We start from the raw sequence: 25,053 nt of genomic DNA, 5'->3' as shown, positions 1-25,053 counted from the left end.
TTTTTATCATCTTTTTTAATATTGAAAAGCTGTGGCTGAAACATTCACATAACCTGTTCCCCACCCGTCATAGTAACCACCTAGGGTTAAAACATTACCTGACACACTAAAAGTAGAAAGATTTAATCGACCGTCAGTTGTAACTGAGATACTCGAAAATCCATTTATATTAGATAATTCATCGAATTTAATATACCCATATCCTGTGGTATCTTGATATACACCGAATCTTGTTGATATTGATTGTGTTTTAGAATATCTTTGTTGCTTTCCTTCATTGATCCAAGCCTGCTTATTATCTCTGATAGCTTGATTCTTTCCTTCATCTATCCAAGTCTGCTTATTATCTCTGATAGCTTGATTCTTTCCTTCATCTATCCAAGTCTGCTTATTTTCGATAATTGCAATATCCTTACCCTCTTTAATGCCTTCCTCTTTTCCGGCGTTGAAGCCTTCTTCCTTGCCTTCTTTTAAGCCTTCCTCTTTTCCGGCGTTGAAACCTTCTTCCTTGCCTTCTTTTAAGCCTTCCTCTTTTCCGGCATTGAATCCTTCTTCCTTTCCTGATTCAAATCCTTCCTTTATGCCTTCCTCTTTTCCGGCGTTAAATCCTTCTTCCTTTCCTGATTCAAAGCCTTCCTTTATGCCTTCTTCTTTTCCGGCATTAAACCCTTCTTCTTTTCCCGCTTTAACGCCTTCGTCTCTTCCGGATTTAATTCCTTCTGTTATTCCTTCCTTTAAGCCTTCTTCTTTTCCTTCTTTATAGCCATCTGCTTTTCCGGCATTGTAAGCTTCCTCGCGAACAGCCTCAACTATTGCGGAAACGTCAATTGTACCACCTTCGTAGTATCCGCTCTCAAGTGTAAATTTATCATTGCCATCCAGTGTAACATCCAATGTTCCATGATTCTTTATACCATTAATCTTTGAAATAACATCTGAGTATGATGCACTTTTAGATATATTATTATTTGAAAAAACAGTTCTATTTAAACCATCTATGATTGAACGTCTATTATTATCAATCGTTGATGAAAGCTTGGCATAATTCCTGCTTAACTTTGAAATTGTCTCATTAAGAACATCGATTACGTAAGATATATCAGAAATATCTTCTGACAGCTCTTCATCCTGGCAATTATCGTTAAGAGTATCAACTTTTTCATCAAGAGTATCGATTCCATCTGATATCGTAGCAATATCTTCTGAATTATCCAATTCTTCTACTTCCTCAGCATGCACATTCATCGAAAAAAATAAGAATGTCGCCAACGTTGTTCCCATTATTTTCACTAAAATTCGTGAGATATCAATGTTTCTTTTTTTCATACACTCATCCATCCAGTCTTTGATTTTTATTCAGAAAAAAATTTTCATATAAAAACAAAAAGCTCACACTCACCTTTACTCTTTCCCCTCAAATTTCAATAGAGTGCCCTTTAATTTGTTTATATATTTTCGTTTTTCTGAACTATATCGAATTATAGAACATTTGATATCAAATTGTACATACCCTTTGTGAAATATTGATTATTTTATGAAAAAAATATAATTTTTCCCTTTCAATGACATCTCAATCTTTCTCTTTTGTCCTCTTCTGCAAATGACAACTATGCCTTATACAACGACTTTTCTTGTTATAAGGCATAGATTTCTTTGAGCAGTGCCCTTTGCACAGCACAAAAAATGCCTCATATCATGCTTTTTCCTCTTCAAAGGCATACTTTTCTCTCCTCTGCACTGCTTTCTCGGAATGAAATATGCCTCAGCGCAGATTTTTTCATATTTCAAGGCATATTTCCCTTCTCTCCACACTGATTCCTCGGCGTAATGTATGCCTCAACTCATACTTTTCACTCTTTTAAGGCATATCTTACTTTCCTACACACTGATTCCTCGGCGTAATGTATGCCTCAGCACAGAAATTTTCCTATTTTAAGGCATATCTTACTTTTCTAAGCACTGCTAACACTGCAAAAAGTATGCCTCACCTCAGTCTTTTCACTCTTTTAAGGCATATTTTTCCTCCAAGCACGCACAGCGCCATTCCCATAGCACCCTCAGCCACTCAAAGTAAAGCATCTCGCTCCCCGCAACACACTCAGCTCACCAAAAGCGCCCAAACGCCCGCATCATTCACATCACCGCGCCCAAAGCGCCTGAAACACCGCGCAACTCACTCACCGTTACCCCAAAGCGTCCAAAGCGTCAACTCGTCCCCATCACTTCCGCAAATACTTCTTAAGCTTAGTCTTTATCCTCTGCATGGCATTATCTGTGGATTTCTCATCTCTGCCAAGAACGGCGGAGACTTCTTTTATAGACATTCCCGTAATGTATAGATCAAGAACCTGGCGCTCAAGGTCGCTGAGCTCGCGCTCGATGGCGTTCTCAAGAGCTTCAAGATTCTCGCGTTCGATTATCTGTTCTTCCGGAATAGAACTGGAATCAGACTCTAGCACATCTTCCAGCGCTACATCATTGTCTGTGGAACTATCCGTTTTTTCAGAATATAAAGAAATATAACTGTTTAAAGGCGCATGTTTCTTGCGCGCAGATGCCTTGATTGCAGAATACATCTGCCTTGAGATGCACAAATCCGCAAACGTGGCAAAACTCGCATCTCTTCCGATATCATAGTCTCTTATGGCTTTAAAAAGGCCGATCATCCCCTCCTGGATAAGGTCATCCCTGTCAGCGCCGAGAATAAACATAGATGCAGCTTTTTTGCGGACAAGATTCTTATATTTGTCCATAATAAAATCCATGATGCCGGATTCTTTGTCTCCCGCATCATGGAACTTAACTATAAGCTGTTCATCACTTTGTCCGTCATAGTTTGTTTTCATAGGTCAACCAAGCCTCTGTCTTACCACTTCAAACGCAAGTACACCTGCAGCTACCGAAGCATTAAGTGAATCAATGTCACCCTTCATGGGAATTGACGCGATCATATCGCAGTTCTCTTTAACAAGTCTCGAAACACCGCTTCCTTCATTTCCTATTACAATTCCGATAGGCCCTTTAAGATTGAGCTTGTACATCTCGGTTCCGCCCATATCCGCACAGGCAAACCAAAGCCCTTTCTCTTTGAGTTCTTCGATGGTCTTTACTATATTGGTAACTTTGGCAACAGGCGTGTAATTTATCGCACCCGCAGAAGCCTTTGCAACTGTTGCCGTAAGGCCTACCGCTCTGTGCTTCGGGATGATGACGCCGTGCGCACCCGCAAGATTTGCTGTTCTGATTATCGCTCCAAGATTGTGCGGATCCTCAATCCCGTCAAGAATTATCACAAAAGGATCTTCATTCTTAGCCGCAGCCTTTGCGAGAATGTCTTCAACTTCAGCATACTCATACGAAGCCGCATAAGCAATGACTCCCTGATGCTTTCCTGTCTCCGAGAGCTGATCGAGCCTCTCTTTTTTTACAAAGCTCACAACCGTGTCCTTGTGCTTCTTTGCTTCACGCATTATTGTCTGAACAGGACCGTCCTTGCATCCGTCCAAGACAAATAACCTGTCTATCGTCTTTCCCGCACGAAATGCCTCAAGAACCGCATTCCTGCCCTCTATTATTCTGCTTTCAAAATTTTCTTCCATCATAATTCCTCAAAAAATATATCAATCTCAAAACGCATCAAATATAGAGTCTCTCGTGACTCTTTCGCGCCGATAATATCCTTTATAAAGCATCACTTGAGAATATCGAGCTCCAGTCTCTCAATTCCAAGTTTCACCAACTCGCATATCCTGTCCATATTGTCCGTAAGATAAAGAAATCCCACAACGGCCTCAAATCCGGTAGCATCGAGATAATCCATTGTTGTGGCATTCTTCGCCTTTGTATGAGGCTTTGAGTTGCGTCCTCTTCTGTAAATGTCTTTTTCTTCCTCGGTAAGATCATCCATAAGAGCTTTTACAAAAGCAGCCTGCGTGCCGGCTTTTACAATATCACTTGCTTTCTTATGAAGCTTATTAACCGCGGTATTGCCTTCATTTACAAGTATCGATCTTATAACAACATCAAAGATCGCATCACCGATATAAGCAAGCGTAAGGGGAGAATATGTCCTTATATCCTTCCCCGCTATGCCAAATTTATCATTTAGATATTCATTCAAATGAGCTGCCATTTAACTCCCTCACGAGTATCCTTGATCTCAACTCCCTTTTTAAGGAGTTCATCGCGGATCGCATCAGCTGTTGCAAAATCTTTTGCTTTCTTAGCCGCAGCTCTTTTCTCAATAGCATCAAGAACATAAGCTTCAAGCTCGGGATCTACTTCTTTTACTTCCCCTACAGCAGCCGCATGCCCGATAAGATCAAGTGAAAGAACCGTATCAAAGTTCTTTACGACAGCGAGCTTTGTTGAATCATTTGTATCAGCCTTAAGTATATCGTAGAGAAGCGTGATCGCCATTGACGTGTTGAGGTCGTTTGAGATGGCATCCCTGAACTTATCCTCAAACTCTTTTACCACAGCATTATCAACACTGCCCTCGTCCTTGAGCTCCGCAATTTTCTTTATAAGCTTGTTAAATGCTCCCGTCACGTTATCAAGCGCCTCAAAAGAAAACTCAAGAGGCTTGCGATAATGAGACTGTAAGCAGAAAAATCTGTAAACAAGCGGATCGTATCCCTTTTCCTTAAGAACGGAAACCGTAAGGATCGCACCCTTTGACTTTGACATCTTTCCCGACTTGTCATTCAAGTGATTGCTGTGGAACCAGTATTTGCACCACTCGTGGCCGAGATAACTCTCAGACTGCGCGATCTCATTTGTATGATGAGGGAAAATATTGTCCACACCACCGCAGTGAATATCGATATATTCGCCCAAATGCTTCATGGAAATGCATGAGCACTCAATGTGCCATCCGGGATATCCGACGCCCCATGGGCTGTCCCACTTAAGCGCCTGCTCTTCAAACTTTGACTTTGTAAACCAGAGAACGAAATCTGTCTTGTTCTTTTTATTCGTATCCTCTTCAACATCGTCACGAACGCCTACCTGAAGCTGTTCTTTCTCGATATCGGATGAAAAGACATAGTAATCATCGAGCTTACTTGTGTCGAAATACACATTTCCGCCGGCAACATAGGCATAACCCTTCTCAAGAAGAACTTCCACCATATGAATAAACTCTGAAATACAGTTTGTCGCAGGCTCAACAATATCGGGGCGCTTGTTTCCGACAGCGTCAAAATCAGCAAAGAAAGCGTCTGTGTAGTATTTTGCAATCTCCATAACGCTCTTGTGCTCTCTTTTTGCCCCTGCGAGCATCTTATCTTCGCCCGTATCCGCATCGGAAGACAGGTGTCCCACATCAGTTATATTCATAACACGCTTAACATCGTAGCCTGCGTACATAAGCGCCTTTACAAGCACATCCTGCATGATATATGTGCGGATATTACCGATGTGCGCATAGTGATAAACCGTAGGTCCGCAGGTGTACATAGACACCTTTCCCTCTTCTCTCGGCACAAAATCCTGAATTGTTCTTGTAAGTGTATTGTAAAACTTAAAATTTGCCATAAATTTCATATCTCCCTGGAAAAGTAAGTATATATCTCAACATCAGAAGCGTTTTGATCACCGTTTGACCGGCATCTTACAACTATTTCTCACAACCTCCGCAACATCCCTTCGGAGCCTCTCCCGTTTGGAACGTCACATTCGTTGAATGAAGCTCAATAGGACTTGTCAAAAGACATATCGCCTGAGATGAGATTCCCTCTCCGCTTCCGGTAAATCCAAGTCCTTCCTCCGTCGTTGCCTTGACATTCACCTGACTTAATTCAATTCCGAGCGCATCCGCTATATTCTGTCTCATTTCATCTATATGAGGCCTCATCTTTGGCGCCTGCGCGATTATCGTAGCATCAATATTCTCGATAAGAAAGCGGTTTTCGTCAAGCAATCTTCCAACTTCTCTCATAAGTTCAAGCGAATCGGCACCCTTATATTTGGGATCCGTATCCGGAAAGTGTTTACCGATATCTCCGAGAGCCGCAGCTCCCAAAAGCGCATCCATTATCGCATGAAGCAGTACATCTGCATCAGAATGTCCCAAAAGACCTTTCTCATAAGGAATCTTTACTCCGCCGATGATAAGATCCCTGTCGGGAACCAAGCGGTGTACATCATACCCCATTCCAATATGCATCTTATATCCTCCGATCCAATTCTAAAAACAACCAATCGCATAAAGCGAACTTCTTTTATCAAACAAAAAATTCAACCACAAAAGCCGTAGCACAGGCAAGCCCCGCAACCGTCAAAAGACTCTTTTTGTTAAAAGCAAGTACAAGTGCCGCACAAAAACCCGCAAACGCAGAAATATGGCTGTTTGTAGCAGATAAGATAGCCGGAAAAGTCATGGCCGCAAGCGTTGCATAAGGCACATAATAAAGAAACGATCTTATAAACGTACTCTTTATTTCTTTTCTGATAAGAGTCAGCGGCAGCGCCCTTATAGCATAGGTCACAACTGCCATAAGAAAAATATATGCATAAACGTTACTCATCTTCTTCCTCCCTGACAGGTGCGATCACAGCCGCACAGGCAGCCACAAGCACTGTAATTATTATAATTCTAAATCCCGAAGATATACAGTTAAGAAACGGTGCAAACGCAAAAACCGTGCTCAGGATCATCGAAAAAGTGACAACCATACGCACATTTTTGTCCTCTCTTGTATCCGGGATGATTATTGCAATAAACATACCATAAATGGCAAGGCCCAAACAACTTATAAGTCTCTGCGGCATGATCTGGCCCGCAATCGCGCCAAGAACAGTTCCAAGTACCCAACCAAACACTGAAAGCGTTATAAGTCCGTACGAATACATGGGATAAAGCCCGCCCTTTTTAAGGACACTCACTCCGAAAACCTCATCCGTAACGCCGTATGAAATTCCAAGTCTGTGCAAAATACTTACCTTAGGATCAAGTTTCTGCGATAATGCCGCAGACATAAGCATATATCTTAAATTGATTATAAACTGTAATACGGCAAGTTCAAGAAAACTTCCGTTTTTTTCGATTATATCAAGAGCAGAAAACTGCCCTGCACTTGTGACATTAAGAAGAGATGTCATCGCCGACTGAAATACCGTCATTCCAATCTTGGAGCTCTCTATTCCGAATGCAAAAGAAACAGCTATATATCCCAGAAAAATCGGGACAGCATCCCTGACTCCGTCTCTGAAGTCACTGAATTTGCCAACATTCATATCAAACTTTTTCACCTTAATCTTATAGATTATTACAGCAATCCATCAGTTCATCACGGCTTGCGCCCGAAAGACTACCCTGAACCATCTGATTGCTTCCGCCTCCCTTTGCTCCAAACTTTTCTTTCAAAAGTCCTGAAACAGTGCGCGCATCGCCACCGGCCGTTCCGGAAGCGATTATATATCTGTATCCTGCTTCGGAATTTCCCGCGAAAACTCCGCAAAATCCCTCGTGCTCCGCAACAAGTAAATTGACGGTTTTCCTAATAAGGTTCATATCCGTATCGGCATCCTTAAAAAGAAATACGTTTTTCAGATTCTTGTCTATATCCGCCAGTTCATATCCCAAAAGCTTCTCTCTTTCAGCATACAGATTTTCTTTTAATGCGGCATTTTCATCCCTAAGCTTTGCAACGGATGAAGGTACATTGTCAAAAGATGTCGTAAAGTCTGTCGCGAGCTTCGATAAGATATCATGCTCGGTCAAAAGAAATTCAAGCGCCCTTTTACCGCACAGAATATTAACTCTCACTCCGCCTTTGTAATTACGGACTCCCACAACTTTCAAAAGCCCTATCTCGCCTGTTTTCGCAACATGAGGTGCACAGCATGCGCATGAATCGTAGCCTTCGATATCAACAATGCGGATCGCACCCGTAAGTTCTTTTTTACTGCGATATGAAATGTCCTTAAGCTCATCCTCGGAAGGAAATCTTGCGATAACGCTTACATTCTTCCAGATGGCTTCATTTACGCTTTTCTCAATAAATTTTATATCCTCGGCGCCAAGCGCACCGTTATAATCCATCGTAACTTCAGTATCACTCAGATGAAAGCCGACATTGTCATAACCGTACTTTGAACCTACTATTCCGGAAAAAATATGTTCACCCGTGTGCTGCTGCATATTGCTAAAGCGATGTTCCCAATCAATCCTGCCATGAACACCGGTGCCCGCCTCAATGCTCTTATCAAGCACATGATAGATCTCATCTTCGCCAGAATCAGGTTCCTTCCCGATTCCCGTATATGACACCTCGAAATTTGCTCCGTCTTCCGATGTAAGCTCTCCCACATCAGAAGTCTGACCGCCCTGCTCGGGGAAAAAAGCCGTCTTATCAAGAACAACATCAAACTTACCGTCCTCACGTTCTCTGCAGCTTAATACATTCGCGTCAAATTCAGTTATATATGCACTTTCATAATAAAGTTCAACTGTTTTACCCATAGGTTGTATTGTATCAGAACAAAGAGTTGCTTTGCAACTCTTTGCGCGCCGATGCGCGCAAACCTTAGCTTACAAAATTCATCTGCGCATCGGTCGCATCCATAGCGGAGCGTATTTTTTATATCAGAGGGAAGAAATTTCCTCTGATATAAAATGAGTCGCTTGAAAAAGTTGAATCTTTCACAAGCGACTCTTTATCGAACCTTTTTATTAAATAGTTTCAAGCGGAAGACCTGACAGCACTTCAATCACTCTATCCTTGATCGTTTCCTTCTCTGTTTTCAGCGAAAATGCCATCTCGGTATAAAGAAGTTTCTCAGCCATATTCAGATATTTCTCATTAAGTGCGGCAAATTTCTTGCCCTCAGCCTCTCGCATAGCCTTGATCTTATGAAGCGACTTCACAAGACTCATCATCTCGTCGGCTATATTTCTCTTTATTATTCCGGTAATCTCCGGTTCAGCTTTCTTGCCATCGGGAAGATCAAGCTCATCCACATCCTCAATCTCGCAGATAAGTTCCTCGGCGTCGTCCGCGCTCATAACATCGCGAACCTTATCCTCTGCCCCTTCGACGGGAACATAGATAACGCTGCCTGCATCCACAGCGGAAACCATCATGTAATATTGCTTCTCATTTCCCTTCTCCAGAAATGCCGGAACGAGAATATCCCGAACCTTACACAATCCATGGCTACCGTAAATCACGCAATCACCTACATTCAACATTCCGTTCCTCCTTCAATATTCTCAAAAAAGCCAACACAACTTTATGTAAGCGCTTTCAGCAAGCAAGAAAAAAATATATGATTCCACGTAAGAAATCCGCGAACCTTTTTCAGTATATCACAATACAGTTTTTTATGTAATATCATACCGTTCGAAAATCTTTACAAAAATTTTATTCATTTGCCTTAAATTTTTTACTCCAATCGTCAAAAGTAAGCACATTCACGTATTCCACCCTAAGTTCTCCGAGCATAACGACTCTGGTCATATGATTCACATGATGAAGTTTGAACCCGCACTTGTCCTGTACTTTTTTTGACCGCTCGTTCCCCTCAAAATACGCACAAAAAACACGGCTAAGATTTAGATCCTCAAAGCCATGTCTAAGTAATTCCTTTGCCGCTTCAGTCGCAATTCCTTTACCCCAGAAAGGATACCCTATCCAGTAGCCAAGTTCCGCCTCGTTCTCGGCAATAGGGCGCTCGGGGCTGCCTTCCAAAGTAAGTCCTATGCTTCCTATCACCGTTCTTCCGTGTTCTTTCATGCAGATAGCATACACTTCGTCCCTTGCAAAAACAGTTCTTATTATTGCTCTGCTGTATGCTTCGTCTTTATGAGGCGGCCACCCCGCAGGAAGGCCTATCCTTTCATCGCTGGCGTACTTGTACAGATCTGCCGCGTCATCGGTTTCCCATTTTCGTAATAACAGTCTATCAGTTTGCAGTACCATCCGCTTTATGAACCAGTCCTTTTTGTGCATTCAAAAATTCTATATAGTCATTTTCGGGAACGGGTCTTGAATAATAGAATCCCTGCAGATACTCAACGCCGTTATCTATGAGGATCCTTGCCTGCTCAAGTGTCTCAACTCCCTCTGCAAGCACGTGAAGTCCGTTTTTCTTCATAAAATCAATAGTATGTTTGAGCACATTCAGCTTCTCGGGATTCTCGGGATCCAGACAATTCCATATAAACTCTCTGTCCATCTTTATCAGCACATAATCAAATTTGAGAAGCTCCAAAATGTTGGAATCTCCCACTCCAAAATCATCCATGGAGAAGGTAAATCCCTGTTCGCGCATCTTCGTGAAATTCTCTTTAAATGTCGCATCGCCCGTTATATGGGACGTATCAGTGATCTCAAAGTTAATATAATTAGGCGGAATGTGGTATTTCTCCATTTTCCTGAAAAGTCTTTCATGCGTATGCGCGTCAACCGCCTCATTTCCGGATAAATTGACTTCAATCGTTTTAATTCCGTAGCTTATAAGATTCTCTTTTGCAATAAAAGAGCAAACCTTCTCAAATACAAGATCGTCGATTTCCTGCACAAGACCGCATCTCTCCGCGATTGGGATAAAATCTTCGGGCGAGATATATTTTTCGCCGTCGCGCCTGCGAAGCCTTACAAGAGCTTCCGCCGAGGAAAAAGAGCCTTCTTTGACGCTCAGGATCGGTTGATAATATACATCAAAGCTCTTATCCTTCACCGCCTGGCGCACAACATCCTCTATCGTGTTTCTGTAAACCATCTTATCGACTATATTTTCATCGATCACAATGTTTGGCGAAGACTGGCTGTACGCATATTCTCCGGAAACATATGTAAGTATCTGCATGGCCTTATCAAGCTCTTTTACAATTCGCGGAGCCTCTACAACCGAAAATGTAAACCTGTAACTTCCCGCGCCGATGCCTTTATAAAGATTGATTGCGGACATGAAACGTTCGACGACGTCCGCTCTTCCCGTCATGAAGCTAAGCGTATTCCAGCTCGACAAGTACGCACTGAGCTGATAATCCGAGCGAGCAAACTCTGCAACCTTCTTCTGCTCGTCTTCAAGCGCTTTTCTTGCAGAATCTGTGAAAAGAATATTTTTCTCAATAAAAATAACAGACATTATGAAAAACGTTTTCGGCCGCGCAAAGCGCTCTGCAAGCATTGCTATAAAAGCATCTTTGTTCCTTACACCCGGAATGCTTTTTTCATAATAATCTTTGGGATTTTCGACAAAAATGTAAATGATAAGTGCCGAAGCCGTGATCGCTACGGATGAAACCTGCGTGCCTTTCCTGATGATCTGGAAAATAAACATCGCGCACCATACAAGATGTGACACCACGATTGCAGAAAGAATTTCTCGCTTCGTCCTTCCGTTATATGCACAAGCCAGAACCACCGACGCAATCGAGTATAACATGCCGATAATATAGCAAATAGTCAGGAGGATGTCGCTTGACGTTCCTCCAAACAAGACTTTCGAAAGGATAATGAGAAGAAATCCCAGCGCCGCCGGAATCGCGGACAGAACTGCATTTTTTACAGGAACACCTCTCTTTATGGTAAATCTTGAATAAGTGTAAATACAAAGCGAAAAGACCGTGACAAGTAACGTTATCAGATACAGTCCTCTTGAAATGCCCTGCAGCCACAGATTTGACTCATCGGGATAAACGAAAGCGCCGTATTCGACCATCTCAACAACTATATTTAAAGCAGACAACACTAAGAAGAGACAGAACATACGAGTCGTGGAAAGCTGTAGTATGCTCTTTCTCATATAGATTAGCATCAAAATTCCAAGAACTAAAATTGCAATAATAAGTGTACGTATTTCCATGTTTTAATTATAATATTTATTTTTGCGCTTGTATATATTGGATTATAGTGCCGCTACCATCAAAAAAGTTTGCCTGTTTGTTATTCAAGTTCTATTAAGTATGAAGTGTATGGAGGAATATCGAGCCCTCCGCCAAAATCTATTTTTTTGCCGGTTATAAGATCTATACCGCATCCCGCCTCAGCGTTAAAATCAGCATGGAAAGACGCTTCGTCCGCATTGATCACAGTAAGAACGCGCCCCTTATCGCACGCGCGCCTGAAAATGCACTGTCTGTTTGTAAGAAGAAGGGATGTGAAATCTCCGTAGTTAAGCGCCTGCGATTCCGCTTTAGCCTTGCACAGCTTTGCAATATGATCAGTAAGCTCGTTCCACTGCGGTTTTTCAAAGCTTGGCCTTAGCGCCGGATCACCCATTGATTTATCCGCCTTCTCTCCCCATTCACTTCCGTAATAGATCGTGGGGATTCCCGGCATACCAAACATAAGCGTATAAATCAGCTTCAGATGCTCCGGACGTTTCAGAACACTTGCAATCCTGCTGACATCATGATTGTCAACAAACGACTGAAGATGCCTTCCTCTGTACAAAGTCCAATTCTCGGGTCCAAACTGTCGAAGCAGGGAGTGAACGATTTCAAACAGATTCATACTGTTAAGCGCGGAGTGCATTCCCTTGTAACACTCGTAGTTGGTGGCGCTGTGACACAGATCGTCGCCCATGATCCTGTTATAATCACCGCCGATCATCTCACCCGTAAGATAAAAATCCTGCTTGAGCGCCGTCGTTTCTCGCCTGAGCGTCCTTATAAAGTCCTGATCGAGGCAATAAGCAACATCAAGTCTCAGGCCGTCTATATCAAATTCTTTTACCCAGGTGCGAATGCTCTCCAAAAGGTAGTCCGTGACCTGCGGGTTTTTAAGATTGAATTTCACAAGGTCGTAGTTGCCTTCCCAACCCTCGTACCACAGCCCATCGTTGTAGTTGCTGTTTCCGTCAAAGTTTATATTAAACCAGTCCTTGTAGGCGGATTCCCATTTCTTTTCGCAGACATCGGCGAAGCCAAAAAAGCCTCTTCCGGCGTGATTGAAAACTCCGTCCAATATCACTCTTATGCCTTCTTCGTGCAGCGCTTTGCAGACTTTGGCAAAATCCTCGTTTGTCCCAAGCCGCACATCTATCTTTTTGTAATCTCTGGTGTTGTAACCGTGAGTGTCCGACTCGAAGACAGGATTAAACAAAACCGCTCCTATTCCAAGTTTTTTTAGATGTGGAATCCAATCTATGACTTTAAGTATCCTGTGCTCAAGTTTTCCGTCATTCTCATAGGGTGCGCCACAGAAACCAAGCGGATATATCTGGTAGAAAGAAGTTTCATATGCCCACATAACAGCCTCCTTAATAAACGGGATTAAATTCATATTTATATTATATACCGATTTGCTGTAATTTTTTATTCAAATTTGAAAAATACGTGTTGACAACGGGCCCACCTACGATGTATATTATCTAAGTCGGCTGTGACAAACAGCTGAAACACACAGATGGCGAGATAGCTCAGTTGGCTAGAGCACGCGGTTCATACCCGCGGTGTCGAGGGTTCGAATCCCCCTCTCGCTACTTCCCTCAACCGCATGGTTGAGGGATTTTTTTGTTTAACAGGAAATGTTCAAAGAGCTCTTATGCTTCACATAAAAGTTCTTTGAGCATTTCTTTTATTCCTTTGATATCCAGAGGACTATCATCTGTTTCGTATGTAAATATAAGATTCTTTCCGGGATAGATACCGCTTCTTCTGTAATCATCAAGTTTATTAAGGCTCGCTCTTCTATATTCGTCATCATCAAGAAGGCCAAAATGTTCCATATAGATTTCTTCCCGCGTCTTAACATTAAGCATGGTAAAGTCAGGGTATCTGACTATTCCTCCGCTTATTATCAATGGCTTTTCATAATGGTACGGAATCCCAAGTTCAAACATTATATCCGCCAGTATCGCTTCTGATTTCGATCTGACTTTTTCTCCTCTTCGAGTATCATATTTAATATTTTCAGGCATATATGAATTTGATTGGAAATTTTGTGACTGCCACTCTTTGGCATATAGATGATCCGGTATGATATATGGAACAATAAGATTTTGTCTGTCAGAAGATAAATTAGTAAAACATGAATCCGCATCAGCCTTATTAAAAACTTTTAGCAGCTTTTCTATATCCTCAAGCTCATTCTTGGCATTTCTCAAAAACGTTTTATTATATGTTTTCTGCGCAAGTCTCCTGATCAGCTTCATGTTTTTCACCGAAATGTATTTTTCATCCGGTGTAGGGCCATCCGCCGCTTCATAGTAGCGTATCTGATTATTGGTTCTGCTTATCCTCAGATGCCCCTCAGGAAATGTCTTTTTATCTCTTTCTGCAATCTTAATACCATTTCGTAATACCTTTGCCCGATTCTCCATAAGTTTGATCAATTTGTCCATGTTTCAGTTTCCTTTCTTTGATGGTTTTGTGGTGCTTCTTTGTTGTTTCTTTAATGTGGCTTTGATGCAGCTTTGATGTTTCTTTGATGCTGACTCTTTAATTCCAAAAACTGTGTTTTGAGCTCGGCACATGACCTTTTTGGCCGTTTTTCCTCTCACGGGTCATGTACCTTCTTTCAAAAGCCTATGTTCTCAAGCCTTGCTCATGACCTTTTTGGCCGTTTTTGCTCTCGCGGGTCATGTACTTTCCTTCAAAAGCCTATGTTTTAAAAGCCTGCTCATGACCTTTTTGGCCGTTTTCGCCTCCACGGGTCATGTACCTCCTTTCAAAAGCCTATGTTCTCAAGCCTTGCTCATGACCTTTTTGGCCATTTTCGCCTCCACGGGTCATGTACCTGCTTTCATAAACCCCTGTTTTCAAAGTTTGCTCATGACCTTTTTACTCATTTTTACTCTCATAGGTCATACGCCTAATAAAACAAGAGCATCTCCCACCGTATGCCGTTAAGTTATATTTCCTCTCTACCGGGAACATTCATCCGAACGGATGCTTCAAGATACAGGCGCCGGAACAGGCGCCCGAGTAATCAAACAATTCAAAAAAGCAAAAATCATTCTAGCATAAAACAAATATACTAACAAGTGTAATCACACTAACACTAATAATTCCACTCCATGCACATAAGCCAACGTTTTCGGCGCATAATAAACCAACTTTATGCTTATAAGCCGGTCTTATGCCGCCCATCACAGCTCTGCATCCGCTACCCTTCCTCACTCTACAACCTTATGAATCCATTTCTTGCTCATAAATCTTATCGTAAATATAACCGCTCTTATTCCCCAGTCGCAGAACATACCAATCCAGACGCCCATAGCGCCGATATGTGCAACGCGAATAAGATAGGTTGCAAGCGAAACTCTGCAAAGCCACATGGTAAGAGTCGATACGATCATTGAGAATTTCACATCTCCTGCAGCTCTCATGCCGTAAGCCGTAACAAATGAAGGCGCCCAGATAAGCGGTTTGATTATTGTAATCCAGCCCATCATGTAAATGCACTGCCTCGCGCTCTCTGCAGGCATCCCGGCCAGCAAGGTGACAGGGCGCGCGATCGCATATGCAATGAGACAGCTTGTAAGTATCGCAATATATCCCCATTTGAGCATCTTCTTGGTATAAAAGACAGCTTCGTCTTTCTTGCCGGCACCGAGACACTGTCCGACTATAGTCATGAGGCCGATTCCAACGCCGACTCCGGCCACACCATTGACATTTTCAAGGATAACCGTCATCGACTGCGCCGCAATGGTTATTGTTCCAAGCGTTGAAACAGACGATTGTATCGCAAGTCGCCCAAACTGGAACATCGAGTTCTCGATACCGTTCGGAACGCCCATGGCAAGAATCTTCCTGACGCTGTGCTTATGGGGACGAATTTTAAGATAATCCCGCACAGAAATCTCATTCTTTTCACTTCTAAGAAGCACCAAAAGCACAACGGCATTAAACACCCTTGAAACAAGCGTAGATGTCGCAGCTCCGGCAACTCCCATACCAAATGCATAAATAAGTATCGCATTTCCCGCAACATTAAGCGCGTTCGAAAGAATCGCAATCTTCATGGGAAGCTTTGTGTTGGCCTGAGCTCTGAAAATTGCGCTGCACGCCGCTGCAAGCGATACAAACGGATAAGAGATTATGGTCAAAAGAAAATAAATCTGCGAAGCTCTCATGACATCCGCATCAACTTCTCCGAATATAAGCCTTAGAAGCCCTGTCCTAAAAACAAGTCCCAGAATTGTCATAAAAAGAGATATCGAAAGCGAGACCAAAAGCACCTGACGCGCCGAATCATTGGCCTTTTTGATATTCTTCTGTCCTATGTAATTGGAGCATATTATTACGCCGCCTGTCGCCATAGCATTAAATGCCTGAACAACAAGAAGATTTACGGCATCAACAAGCGACACTCCCGAAAGAGCGGCAGGTCCGACGGTACTTACCATCATGGAATCCGCCATGCCCATAAGGGAAGTAAGGAATTGTTCAGCTATAATAGGAATCAGCAACAGAAAAAGCTTCCTGTTGCTGAACATATGATTAGATTCGGATATTTGTTTACTCATATTTTTTCTCATAAATCTTCGCATTTCCGCGATATGCGGATTACTCCGCAATATTCATTTCATAAACAAATTTTTTATGCAAGCACAAAACTTTGTTTACTCATTCCATATATCACTCACATTCTCTCCGGTGCAGAGAATCCCAATAAATCGATTCCTGTTTCCAAGATTTTAAGCGTGATTGCCAAAAGAGCAATGTAGCTCTCTTTCTTATACTCATCCGTCTCTGCAAGGATTCTGGTTCCGTGATAGAAGCTGTTGAATGCATTGCTGAGGTCGTAAATATATGCACAGATTCTGTTAGGTGAAAGGTCTTTTGCGGCACTTTCAACGGAATCGGCGAATCTTGTAAGAAGAAGCATGAGGCTCTTCATAGCATCGCTGTCGGGATTGCCAAGCTTTGCATCCTTTACGTTTCCGCCTGCTTCCTCGAACTTCTTGAGGATAGACTTGATACGTACCATTGTATAAAGGATGTACGGACCTGTATCTCCCTCGAAAGAAGTGAATTTATCAATATCGAATATATAATCTTTTGAAGGCTGGTTTGAGAGGTCTCCGTACTTGATGGCAGATACGGCAACCTTGTGCGCTGTATCTTTTGCCTCCTCGTCAGAAATCTCGGGATTGCCCTCCTTGATCCTTGCAAACATCTTCTCATCAATCTCTGCGATGAGATTCTCAAGACGCATTACGCCGCCCTCTCTTGTCTTGAAAGGCTTGCCGTCAGCGCCGTTCATTGTTCCAAATCCGACGAAATGAAGCTCTGTCTCAGGCATAACAAGCTTTGTCTTTCTCGCACAACGGAAAACCTGAGTAAAATAAAGCTCCTGTCTCTTATCTACAACATAGATGATTCCCTGAGGATGAACCTCGTCCATACGCTGTCTGATAGTCGCAAGATCGGTTGTGTTGTACAATGAAGCTCCGTCTGACTTAAGAATCATGCAAGGCGGAATCTCTTTTGTATCCGTCTCCTCTGCAACATCGACTACAAGCGCACCCTGGCTCTCATGGGCATATCCCTTGCTCTTCATATACTCGACCATATCCGGGATAGCTACGTGAGCGTCAGACTCTCCTTTCCAGAGGTCAAAAGAAACTCCGAGCTTGTTGTAGTTCTTTTTAAGATCTTCTACAGAAACATTCAAAATGTGATGCCAAAGAGCTCTGTAAGGCTTGTATCCATCCTGTAAAAGCTTGGTTGCTTCCATAGCTGCAGCCTTGAACTCCTCGTCTTCCTTGGACTTCTTGCTGGCTGCGGGATAGATCTCCTCAAGCTCTGACACTGTAAACGGTGCCTCCTTGGGATAAGCGCCCTTATAATCAGGATCAAAGTAGCAAAGATCGGGTTTTCTCTCCTTGAGACCTGTGATAACAAGTCCCATCTGAAGTCCCCAGTCGCCGAGATGCACGTCACCGATGATCTTGTTTCCTGTATATCTGAGAATCCTCTTAATACTCTCTCCGATAACGGCTGAACGAAGATGTCCCACGTGAAGAGGCTTCGCAACGTTAGGTCCGCCGTAATCAATGATATATGTAGGCTCATGCCCCGGCATTGTGACGCCCATGTGCTTCTCGTGAAGCATCTTTACGATGTAACTTCTTGCAAAATCACCGCTCACGATGATATTAAGAAATCCGGTTTTAACAGACTCAACCTTTTCAAACATCTCATTTCCCGCAAGATTTGCAGCAACATCGTCAGCGATCATAAACGGCGCCTTGCCGTACTTCTTGGCACCTGCCATGGCACCGTTACACTGATACTCGCACAGATCGGGTCTGTTAGAAATGGTAACCCTTCCGAGTTCCCTGTCATATCCCGCCTTCTCAAACGCGTCTCCGACTTCCTTTGAAATAATCTCTAATACTTTATCCAAATCAAAACCTTCTTTCTAAAAGCTTTTTATTTCCGTGAAAAGAAACACCGATACGATATTTCTTCAGATTACCAACTACACGATTTTATCAAAATCTATTATCTATGGCAACGTCAAATGCCTTCTGCCTCTCTCTTTCCGCCTTGGAAAATCCGCAGCCGCAGTAGTCCTGCCTGTATAGCCCGAACTTCTGTGACAACTCTATAGACCGCTTATAGCCTTCCTTCTTTTTGAAATCAGATGGCAAAAAAACTACCTTCCCGCCATCATCTCCATTCTCGCCGAAGCCTCCGCCAAAAGCCTGCATCCCAACTGCAATCTTCTCATTCACATACTCCGCAGCCTGCGCACCGACTTCATTAAGGACATCCGCATTTTTCAAAGGACTGATCGTAAGCGTCGTCGTAAAATACTCAAATCTCTCTTTTGCCGCAATCTCAGCAGTCTTTCTAAGCCGCAGTTCAAAGCACTTCCTGCACCTTTCGCCGCCCTCAGGAACATCCTCGAGCCCACGCACGGCATCAAGATACTCCTTTACATCATACTCGCCCTCGATAATGCCAATCTTCCTTGCCTTCTCATCGGAGCGCATCCCATCAAAATTCTGCGTATCAACCTGCTTATTGTACTCTTTTATCAGTCTCTTTTCCTCGGCAACCCTCTTGTAATATTCCTCGCGCTCAGTGATATTCGGATTGTAAAAAAATACCGTCACATCGAAAAACTCCCGAAGATACTCAAGACAGTGCGAAGAACAGGGGGCACAGCACGCATGCAAAAGAAGCTTTGGCACCTCGCCGTTTCTTTGAAATCCCTGTATTCTTTTTTCCAGTTCTTTAGAATAATTAACCTTATTCACTTCTGTATTTCTTTCTAAAAAAGTGCTTTTTATTATATTCTGCTCAATCGGCAAATCCAATCGCCGCGATTATCTCATTCGCAACTTCTTCGGGTGACTTTCCATCCGTATCAACAATGATATCCGCCGCTTCTTCATAGATCTTTCCGCGCTCATCCTGAAGCTCTTTTATCCTTGCAAGCGGATTTTCGCTCTTAAGAAGAGGTCTCGTGTCATCCCCCTTAAGCCTGTCATAGACAGTTTCAGGCGATGTCCTGAGATAAACAACTTTGCCCGCTCTCTTAAGAAGCTCTCTGTTCTTCTCTCTGACGGGAAGCCCGCCGCCAAGCGAAATAACTGTCTCTCTCATGTGCTCGGAGATGACCATTTCCATAAGCCCTGTTTCCATATCCCTGAAAGCTTCCTCGCCGTCCTGCTCGAAAATCTCAGAAATCTTCCTGCCTTCAGCCTCTTCTATAGCTTCGTCGGTATCTATAAGCTCCAGCTCAAGCTTATCGGAAATAAGCTCCGAAACCGTGCTCTTTCCGCTTCCCATAAAGCCCTCAAGAATAACATTCGTCGCGCCTAGTACTTCCATCATAAGTGACTTGTATATGATGTCTGCCTCTTCTTTGCTTATCTTTATTCCTTCATTTTCAAACCAAAGCTCAAACGCGTCGATTCCTTGATAAAGAAGCATCTTAAGTCCGGAAAAGACCTTTCCTCCGGCATTCTTAACAAGCTTCATAAATTTAGTCTCAAGCGGCTTGTATACTACATCAATTGCCGCATATACGTGCTTATAGAATTTCTCATCCTCTATGACCGCGCTGTTCACATCGGGGAAAAGACCTACCGAAGTGCACTGCACAACGAAAAATCTCTTTTCTCTATCAAGAAGTTCCTTGTAATCATCAAGCGGCATGGGAATTATCTTTTCACCGAGGCTCTCATCAAGCGCATTGTTCACTTCCTTCGCAACAGCCTCAGCTTTTTCATATGTTCTGTTAAGAACGTATACCCTGTCAGCGCCCTTCGTAGCACAAAGATAAGCAACAGGTCTTGCAACTCCGCCGGCACCGAGGATAACAACGCACTCTCCATCAAGCACGATTCCTTCATCCTGCATGGCATGGTAAAGTCCCGACATATCGGTATTGTAGCCCTTAAATCCGCCTTCAGTCCTGACAAGCGTATTCACTGCTCCGATTCCCTCTGCAAGCGGATCAATCTCAACAAGATGATCGATAACATCACTCTTATAAGGAACTGTGACATTAAGTCCCTTGATTCCCAGCGCATTTGCGCCCCTTACAGCATTCTTCACGCCGCCCTTCGGAACCTCAAACGGAACATAGACAAGATTAACGCCCTTCATCTCAGCGATTGAATTATGAATAAGAGGAGACAACGTATGTCTCACGGGATTTCCAATCAGTCCGCATGTCATAGTATTTCCATCAGTATGATTCATAGTTTGCCACCTCTTCTGTTTATGTATTATTACGGTAATTTAGTCGTTTGGTATAAATTGTACCTTCTATTCTCTAATAAAGCAATTATTTAGCATTCCGCGAGCTACGTTGACTAAATCGGCTCTTTTCTTCGTTCTTAGTCAATCTTCCGTGCAATTTGCTACTTACACATTATATAAACATGCCGCTTTCACGTGAGCTGCGCACCCCTACTCTGTATAGCACTAGCTTCGATAAAACCTCAGCAAGTGCTTAGCTCAAGCGGAGCGTTTTTGTTGAATAGGGAATTTCGGAGAAATCTCCTATTCAACAAAAAAAGAGACGCGTCATGCACGTCCCTTTCGCTTTTCCTATATTCAAATGAAAATACAGGTCAGACCTATATTTGCTCAATTCTTCTTTATAACAAGCCCGTCCTCGGTACTTGCAACAATACTGCTCTTATTTCCGGAAAGGTCATCCCCGACAAAATACTGATACTCGCGAAGAATCTGATCTTTCTGCATTCCGGAAATGGCCTGCACCATGTCTTCTGAGAACAAGCCGTCTATCTTAAAGAGATTTCTTGAGGCATCATCATATATTCCAAAAGAAATCGCAACATTATCAATCGATGCATTTCCTCTGACAGAAGAATCCTCCGAAAGCTCTTCCTTTGCATCATCCTGTACTTCGGCCTTAACTTCGTCATTTTTAAGGAACTCGGTATTATCCCTCGCGTCATTACCCACAGTTGTCGGAAATTTGTAAGCACTACTTCCACCATAACCGCTAACTCTGTTAATTGCCATAATACCAAGCCTCCTTTCCTTGCCACATCAGTTACTTTAAAAAGCATTTCGCTCGTGAAATGCCAGCGCGCGAGCGGATTGCACAAGCAATATATTCCTTTCCGCGAGCTGCGCATCCCTGCGGAGCGTTTTTTATATCATAGGGAAGCAATTTCATATGATATAAAAAACGTAATCGTTTAAGGTAACGTACTGTCGCCCTTTTAAAATATATATCGGAAGAAAAGCCCATAAATTAAGCCCAAATTATTAAAAAAGTATGAAATCTCGCATATAAACTAACTTACACAAACACATCTCCATCCAAAAAGCTTCAAATCTCACTTTCTGATACCCGCCGCCGTCAAAAGCCGCTTGGTATAATCAGCCTGCGGATGCCTGTACACCTCATCCGTCTTGCCATGCTCAACTATGACTCCGTCCTTCATTATCATCACATGATCACTGATCCTGTACACCACCCTAAGATCGTGAGATATGAAAATAATGGATATTCCAAGCTTTTTATGAAGTGACCGCAAAAGTTCCATTATCTGTGACTGAATAGTCACATCAAGCGCAGAAACAGGCTCGTCCGCAATCAAAAGTTTCGGATATCTCATAAGCGCAATACCGATGCACACTCTCTGCCTCTGTCCGCCCGAAAGCTGCGAAGGATATCTGTCCAGCATTTCTATCGGAAGCTCAACCTCCTTCATGACTTCTTTTACCCTAGCCATGCGCTCTTCCTTCGTCCACTTTCTCTTCCTGTCAACCTTGAGTGGCTCCTCCATAAGCCATCCCACCTTCTTTGCCGGATTCAGCGAACTATACGGATCCTGAAATACCATCTGCGGCCCGTCGTACTTCTGCACGAGCTCACCTGTGTAATCCTTATTGATTCCGACAATCGCCCTTGCAAGCGTCGACTTACCGCATCCCGACTCACCTGCGATTGCAAGCACTTCGCCCTCTTCCATATCGAAAGTCACGTCATGCAGCACTTGAATTTTTTTATTTTTGGAAAAGAGCTTTCTCTTTCTGTTCTTATAAAAAACATTCAGATTAGAAGCCCTTAAAACCTTATCCTCGCTCATAATCAGTTTCCTATGTCAATCTTCGGGATCGCCGCGATCAGTTTCTTTGTATAACTGTCCTGCGGTGAGCCAAAAACTCTCGCAGTATCGCCGCTCTCTACAATATTTCCCTTCTGCATCACGATAACCCTCTCACAGAGCTGATTTACAAGACTCAGATCATGAGAAATAAAGATTATCGACGTCCCGCGCTCTTTGTTTATCTTCTTAAGAAGCTCGACAATCTGCGCCTGAACAGTCACATCAAGTGCCGTCGTAGGCTCATCCGCTATCAGGATCTTGGGATTTCCTATCATCGCGGCGGCTATCATAACTCTCTGCCTCATACCGCCCGATAATTCATGCGGATACATATGATAGATATTCTCCGCATCATTTAGTCCCACGGCCAGAAGCATTTCTATCGCCATTTCCTTACGCTTCTTTTTGTCAATCTCAGGATGATGGATGAAAAGAGATTCCTCAACCTGCCAGCCGATTCTTTTGACCGGATTGAGACTCGTCATCGGCTCCTGAAATATCATCGAGATTTCATCGCCCTGATACGACCTCAAAGTCTTTCTGTCGCAGGTAAGAAGGTCGTCTCCGTTAAACATGATCCTACCCGTCTTGGTTATCGAATGTCTGCTCAGAAGCCCCGCTATCGCAAGCGCGCTCATGCTCTTTCCTGAGCCCGACTCACCAACGATACCTACAATCTCGCCCTCTTCAAGCATCAGGTCGAAATCCTCCACAGCAACCTCCGGAAAGCCGTGATCGTGAAATTCTATATGAAGATCAGTTACATCAAGTATTACTCCCATCTTCTGATTCCCTCACCCAAAAACGAAAAGCCCAAAACCATAAGAACAATAACAAGTCCGGGACAAAGACAATAACTCGGCGTTGTGAACAGGTACTGCTGGGCATCAGAAAGCATCTTTCCAAGGCTTGCATAAGGCGGTTGCGAGCCGACTCCCAGATAGCTAAGTCCGGCCTCCGCAAGCACCGCATTGTTAAATCCGATAAGTATCGACGAAGCCAGAACGCCCTTTATATTGGGCAAAATATGTACAAATATCATCCTGATATCAGATACTCCCTGAAGTTTGGCGCTCTCCACATAATCCGTATTTCTGCAGCGAAGCACTTCACCCCTTACGATTCTTGCAAAACTCGGGATAAAAGCAATTCCAAGTGAAAAAAGAAGCTGCATCCATCCCGTTCCGAAAACACTGACGATCACAAGCGCCAGCAAAATACTCGGAAACGCAAACATCGCATCGATAACCCTCATCGTAATCTCATCGAACAAACCGCCGTAGTAGCCCGTAAGAGCACCGATGAGCGTTCCCATAAACGCACCGATAAACACCGTTCCGAGAGCTATAAGGAACGTCACCCTGCTTCCGTACATAACCCTGCTGAACACGTCCCTTCCCATGTTGTCGGTTCCCATTATATGTTTAAAAGAAATTCCCTTAAGCTTCTCAGATGCATTCATCTTGGTAGGTTCATACGGCATCCAGAAAAGTCCCACCAATATCATAAGCAGGATAATTCCCGTAATGATCACACCCGCGCACATATAGGGATCTTTTTTTATTTTCCTAAAAATCTCGGTAATCTTATCTCTCATTCTTCAATCCCTATTCTCGGGTCAACAATTCTATAAATAATGTCCACCAAAAGATTGGTGACAATAACTATCATCGCAATTCCCATGATTATAGCTTCAACCACGGGGTAATCCCTGTTACTTATGCTCGTAAGAAGAATCCTGCTGATCCCCGGAATTCCGAAAACCTGCTCTATCACTATACTTCCCGCTATCATATCCGCAAGAAGCATCCCAAGGAAAGTTATAACAGGAATAAGCGCATTCTTAAGGACGTGCCTGTAAAGAACGCCGTTAGTATTGTTTCCTCTACTGTAAGCGGTTCTTGTATAATCTTTTTTCGCCTCGTCTATGACGCTTCCCCTAAGCATTTTTACCGTCATGGCAATCTTTGGAAGAGCCACCGCGATCGACGGAAAAATAAGATATCCGACAAAGCCCGCAAAATCTTCACTATATGATATAAAGCCTCCCGGTTTAAAGAGCTTGAATATCATTCCGAAAATAAAAGTAATAAGTATTCCTGAAAAGAACGGCGGAACAGCCATGATCACCTGATTTACCACCGTGACAACGCGGTCAAGTATGCCACCTTCGTGTTTGGCAGTTATGATTCCCATCGGAATCGAGACCACGATCGTAAGTAAAAAAGACATTATCGCCATAGTCAGCGTGATCGGTATCTTATTTAATATCATCCCCGCAACGGGAACGCTGTAGTTGTAGCTTTTTCCCATATCTCCCTGTAAAAAAGCTCCGAACCACCTAAAATACCTTACTATAACGGGATCATTTAATCCCATCTGCTCTCTTGTCTGAGCGATGAGTTCGGGAGAAGCCTCCGTTCCAAGCTTTTTGAGCGCCGGATCTCCCGGGATTATGCTAAAAGCGAGAAATACACACAGCGAAACAACCACTAAAGTAATTATCATAGAAATGATTTTTTTAATGATATATTTCAT

Annotated in this window: 23 protein-coding genes and 1 tRNA gene; 1 reads left to right on the top strand and 23 read right to left on the bottom strand. The window is 43.1% G+C overall.

What is annotated here, in order from left to right:
- Positions 1-15: 15 nt before the first annotated feature.
- From BLP87_RS03955 to BLP87_RS03895, 13 genes are all read right to left on the bottom strand, one after another.
- Positions 16-1,326, bottom strand: a complete 1,311-nt coding sequence (locus BLP87_RS03955) for a hypothetical protein (RefSeq protein WP_074461550.1) — start codon at positions 1,324-1,326, stop codon at positions 16-18.
- A gap of 893 nt (positions 1,327-2,219) precedes the next feature.
- Positions 2,220-2,846, bottom strand: coding sequence for an RNA polymerase sporulation sigma factor SigH (gene sigH / locus BLP87_RS03950; RefSeq protein ID WP_074461549.1), 627 nt, complete (start codon positions 2,844-2,846; stop codon positions 2,220-2,222).
- 3 nt (positions 2,847-2,849) lie between these two features.
- On the bottom strand, positions 2,850-3,599 hold the full coding sequence (rlmB, locus tag BLP87_RS03945; protein WP_143002088.1) for a 23S rRNA (guanosine(2251)-2'-O)-methyltransferase RlmB: 750 nt from the start codon (positions 3,597-3,599) through the stop codon (positions 2,850-2,852).
- 92 nt (positions 3,600-3,691) lie between these two features.
- The gene (locus BLP87_RS03940; RefSeq protein ID WP_074461547.1) at positions 3,692-4,132 is read right to left on the bottom strand and encodes a Mini-ribonuclease 3; all 441 of its coding nucleotides are present in this window, start codon (positions 4,130-4,132) and stop codon (positions 3,692-3,694) included.
- Entirely contained in the window at positions 4,117-5,538 is a 1,422-nt protein-coding gene (cysS, locus tag BLP87_RS03935; protein WP_074461546.1) for a cysteine--tRNA ligase, read from the bottom strand. Before cysS ends, BLP87_RS03940 begins: the two co-directional genes overlap by 16 nt.
- An 82-nt stretch (positions 5,539-5,620) precedes the next feature.
- Positions 5,621-6,169 (bottom strand): 2-C-methyl-D-erythritol 2,4-cyclodiphosphate synthase, encoded by a 549-nt coding sequence (ispF, locus tag BLP87_RS03930; RefSeq protein ID WP_074461545.1) that lies wholly within the window; start codon positions 6,167-6,169, stop codon positions 5,621-5,623.
- 58 nt (positions 6,170-6,227) lie between these two features.
- Positions 6,228-6,530 (bottom strand): AzlD domain-containing protein, encoded by a 303-nt coding sequence (locus tag BLP87_RS03925; RefSeq protein WP_074461544.1) that lies wholly within the window; start codon positions 6,528-6,530, stop codon positions 6,228-6,230.
- Entirely contained in the window at positions 6,523-7,239 is a 717-nt protein-coding gene (locus BLP87_RS03920; protein WP_074461543.1) for an AzlC family ABC transporter permease, read from the bottom strand. The genes BLP87_RS03925 and BLP87_RS03920 overlap by 8 nt, the downstream gene beginning before the upstream one ends.
- 22 nt (positions 7,240-7,261) lie before the next feature.
- Positions 7,262-8,467, bottom strand: a complete 1,206-nt coding sequence (locus BLP87_RS03915) for an alanyl-tRNA editing protein (protein ID WP_074461542.1) — start codon at positions 8,465-8,467, stop codon at positions 7,262-7,264.
- A gap of 210 nt (positions 8,468-8,677) precedes the next feature.
- Complete coding sequence (locus BLP87_RS03910; protein ID WP_074461541.1) at positions 8,678-9,196, bottom strand: CarD family transcriptional regulator; 519 nt, start codon at positions 9,194-9,196, stop codon at positions 8,678-8,680.
- Between the two features lie 172 nt (positions 9,197-9,368).
- Positions 9,369-9,926, bottom strand: a complete 558-nt coding sequence (locus tag BLP87_RS03905; RefSeq protein ID WP_074461540.1) for a GNAT family N-acetyltransferase — start codon at positions 9,924-9,926, stop codon at positions 9,369-9,371.
- Positions 9,910-11,757, bottom strand: a complete 1,848-nt coding sequence (locus tag BLP87_RS03900) for an EAL domain-containing protein (RefSeq protein ID WP_176756599.1) — start codon at positions 11,755-11,757, stop codon at positions 9,910-9,912. Before BLP87_RS03900 ends, BLP87_RS03905 begins: the two co-directional genes overlap by 17 nt.
- A gap of 140 nt (positions 11,758-11,897) precedes the next feature.
- The gene (locus BLP87_RS03895; RefSeq protein WP_074461538.1) at positions 11,898-13,205 is read right to left on the bottom strand and encodes an alpha-amylase family glycosyl hydrolase; all 1,308 of its coding nucleotides are present in this window, start codon (positions 13,203-13,205) and stop codon (positions 11,898-11,900) included.
- A gap of 158 nt (positions 13,206-13,363) precedes the next feature.
- On the opposite strand from BLP87_RS03895, the gene BLP87_RS03890 reads away from it, so the two are divergent.
- Positions 13,364-13,437, top strand: a tRNA-Met gene (locus BLP87_RS03890).
- A 60-nt stretch (positions 13,438-13,497) separates the two neighbouring features.
- On the opposite strand, the gene BLP87_RS03885 is transcribed toward BLP87_RS03890, so the two are convergent.
- The 10 genes from BLP87_RS03885 to BLP87_RS03840 all read right to left on the bottom strand — a co-directional run bounded on the left by BLP87_RS03885 (position 13,498) and on the right by BLP87_RS03840 (position 25,053).
- Entirely contained in the window at positions 13,498-14,298 is an 801-nt protein-coding gene (locus BLP87_RS03885) for a hypothetical protein (RefSeq protein ID WP_074461537.1), read from the bottom strand.
- 774 nt (positions 14,299-15,072) lie between these two features.
- Positions 15,073-16,428, bottom strand: coding sequence for an MATE family efflux transporter (locus BLP87_RS03880; RefSeq protein ID WP_074461536.1), 1,356 nt, complete (start codon positions 16,426-16,428; stop codon positions 15,073-15,075).
- A gap of 116 nt (positions 16,429-16,544) precedes the next feature.
- On the bottom strand, positions 16,545-18,314 hold the full coding sequence (argS, locus tag BLP87_RS03875) for an arginine--tRNA ligase (RefSeq protein WP_074461535.1): 1,770 nt from the start codon (positions 18,312-18,314) through the stop codon (positions 16,545-16,547).
- An 88-nt stretch (positions 18,315-18,402) separates the two neighbouring features.
- The gene (locus tag BLP87_RS03870) at positions 18,403-19,173 is read right to left on the bottom strand and encodes an epoxyqueuosine reductase QueH (protein WP_074461689.1); all 771 of its coding nucleotides are present in this window, start codon (positions 19,171-19,173) and stop codon (positions 18,403-18,405) included.
- A gap of 43 nt (positions 19,174-19,216) precedes the next feature.
- Positions 19,217-20,626, bottom strand: coding sequence for a shikimate dehydrogenase (gene aroE / locus BLP87_RS16280; protein ID WP_074461534.1), 1,410 nt, complete (start codon positions 20,624-20,626; stop codon positions 19,217-19,219).
- Between the two features lie 390 nt (positions 20,627-21,016).
- Positions 21,017-21,418 (bottom strand): hypothetical protein, encoded by a 402-nt coding sequence (locus tag BLP87_RS03860; RefSeq protein WP_074461533.1) that lies wholly within the window; start codon positions 21,416-21,418, stop codon positions 21,017-21,019.
- Positions 21,419-21,738: 320 nt separating this feature from the next.
- Positions 21,739-22,494, bottom strand: a complete 756-nt coding sequence (locus tag BLP87_RS03855; RefSeq protein ID WP_074461532.1) for an ABC transporter ATP-binding protein — start codon at positions 22,492-22,494, stop codon at positions 21,739-21,741.
- A gap of 2 nt (positions 22,495-22,496) precedes the next feature.
- Positions 22,497-23,297, bottom strand: a complete 801-nt coding sequence (locus BLP87_RS03850) for an ABC transporter ATP-binding protein (RefSeq protein ID WP_074461531.1) — start codon at positions 23,295-23,297, stop codon at positions 22,497-22,499.
- Positions 23,288-24,112 carry an ABC transporter permease gene (locus BLP87_RS03845; protein ID WP_074461530.1) on the bottom strand — a complete coding sequence of 275 codons (825 nt, stop codon included), beginning with the start codon at positions 24,110-24,112 and terminating at the stop codon, positions 23,288-23,290. Before BLP87_RS03845 ends, BLP87_RS03850 begins: the two co-directional genes overlap by 10 nt.
- The gene (locus BLP87_RS03840; protein ID WP_074461529.1) at positions 24,109-25,053 is read right to left on the bottom strand and encodes an ABC transporter permease; all 945 of its coding nucleotides are present in this window, start codon (positions 25,051-25,053) and stop codon (positions 24,109-24,111) included. Before BLP87_RS03840 ends, BLP87_RS03845 begins: the two co-directional genes overlap by 4 nt.

The sequence above is a fragment of the Butyrivibrio hungatei genome (assembly GCF_900101605.1).
GTDB classification, from domain to species: domain Bacteria; phylum Bacillota; class Clostridia; order Lachnospirales; family Lachnospiraceae; genus Butyrivibrio; species Butyrivibrio hungatei_B.
This window is presented reverse-complemented; position numbering and strand designations above follow the sequence as displayed.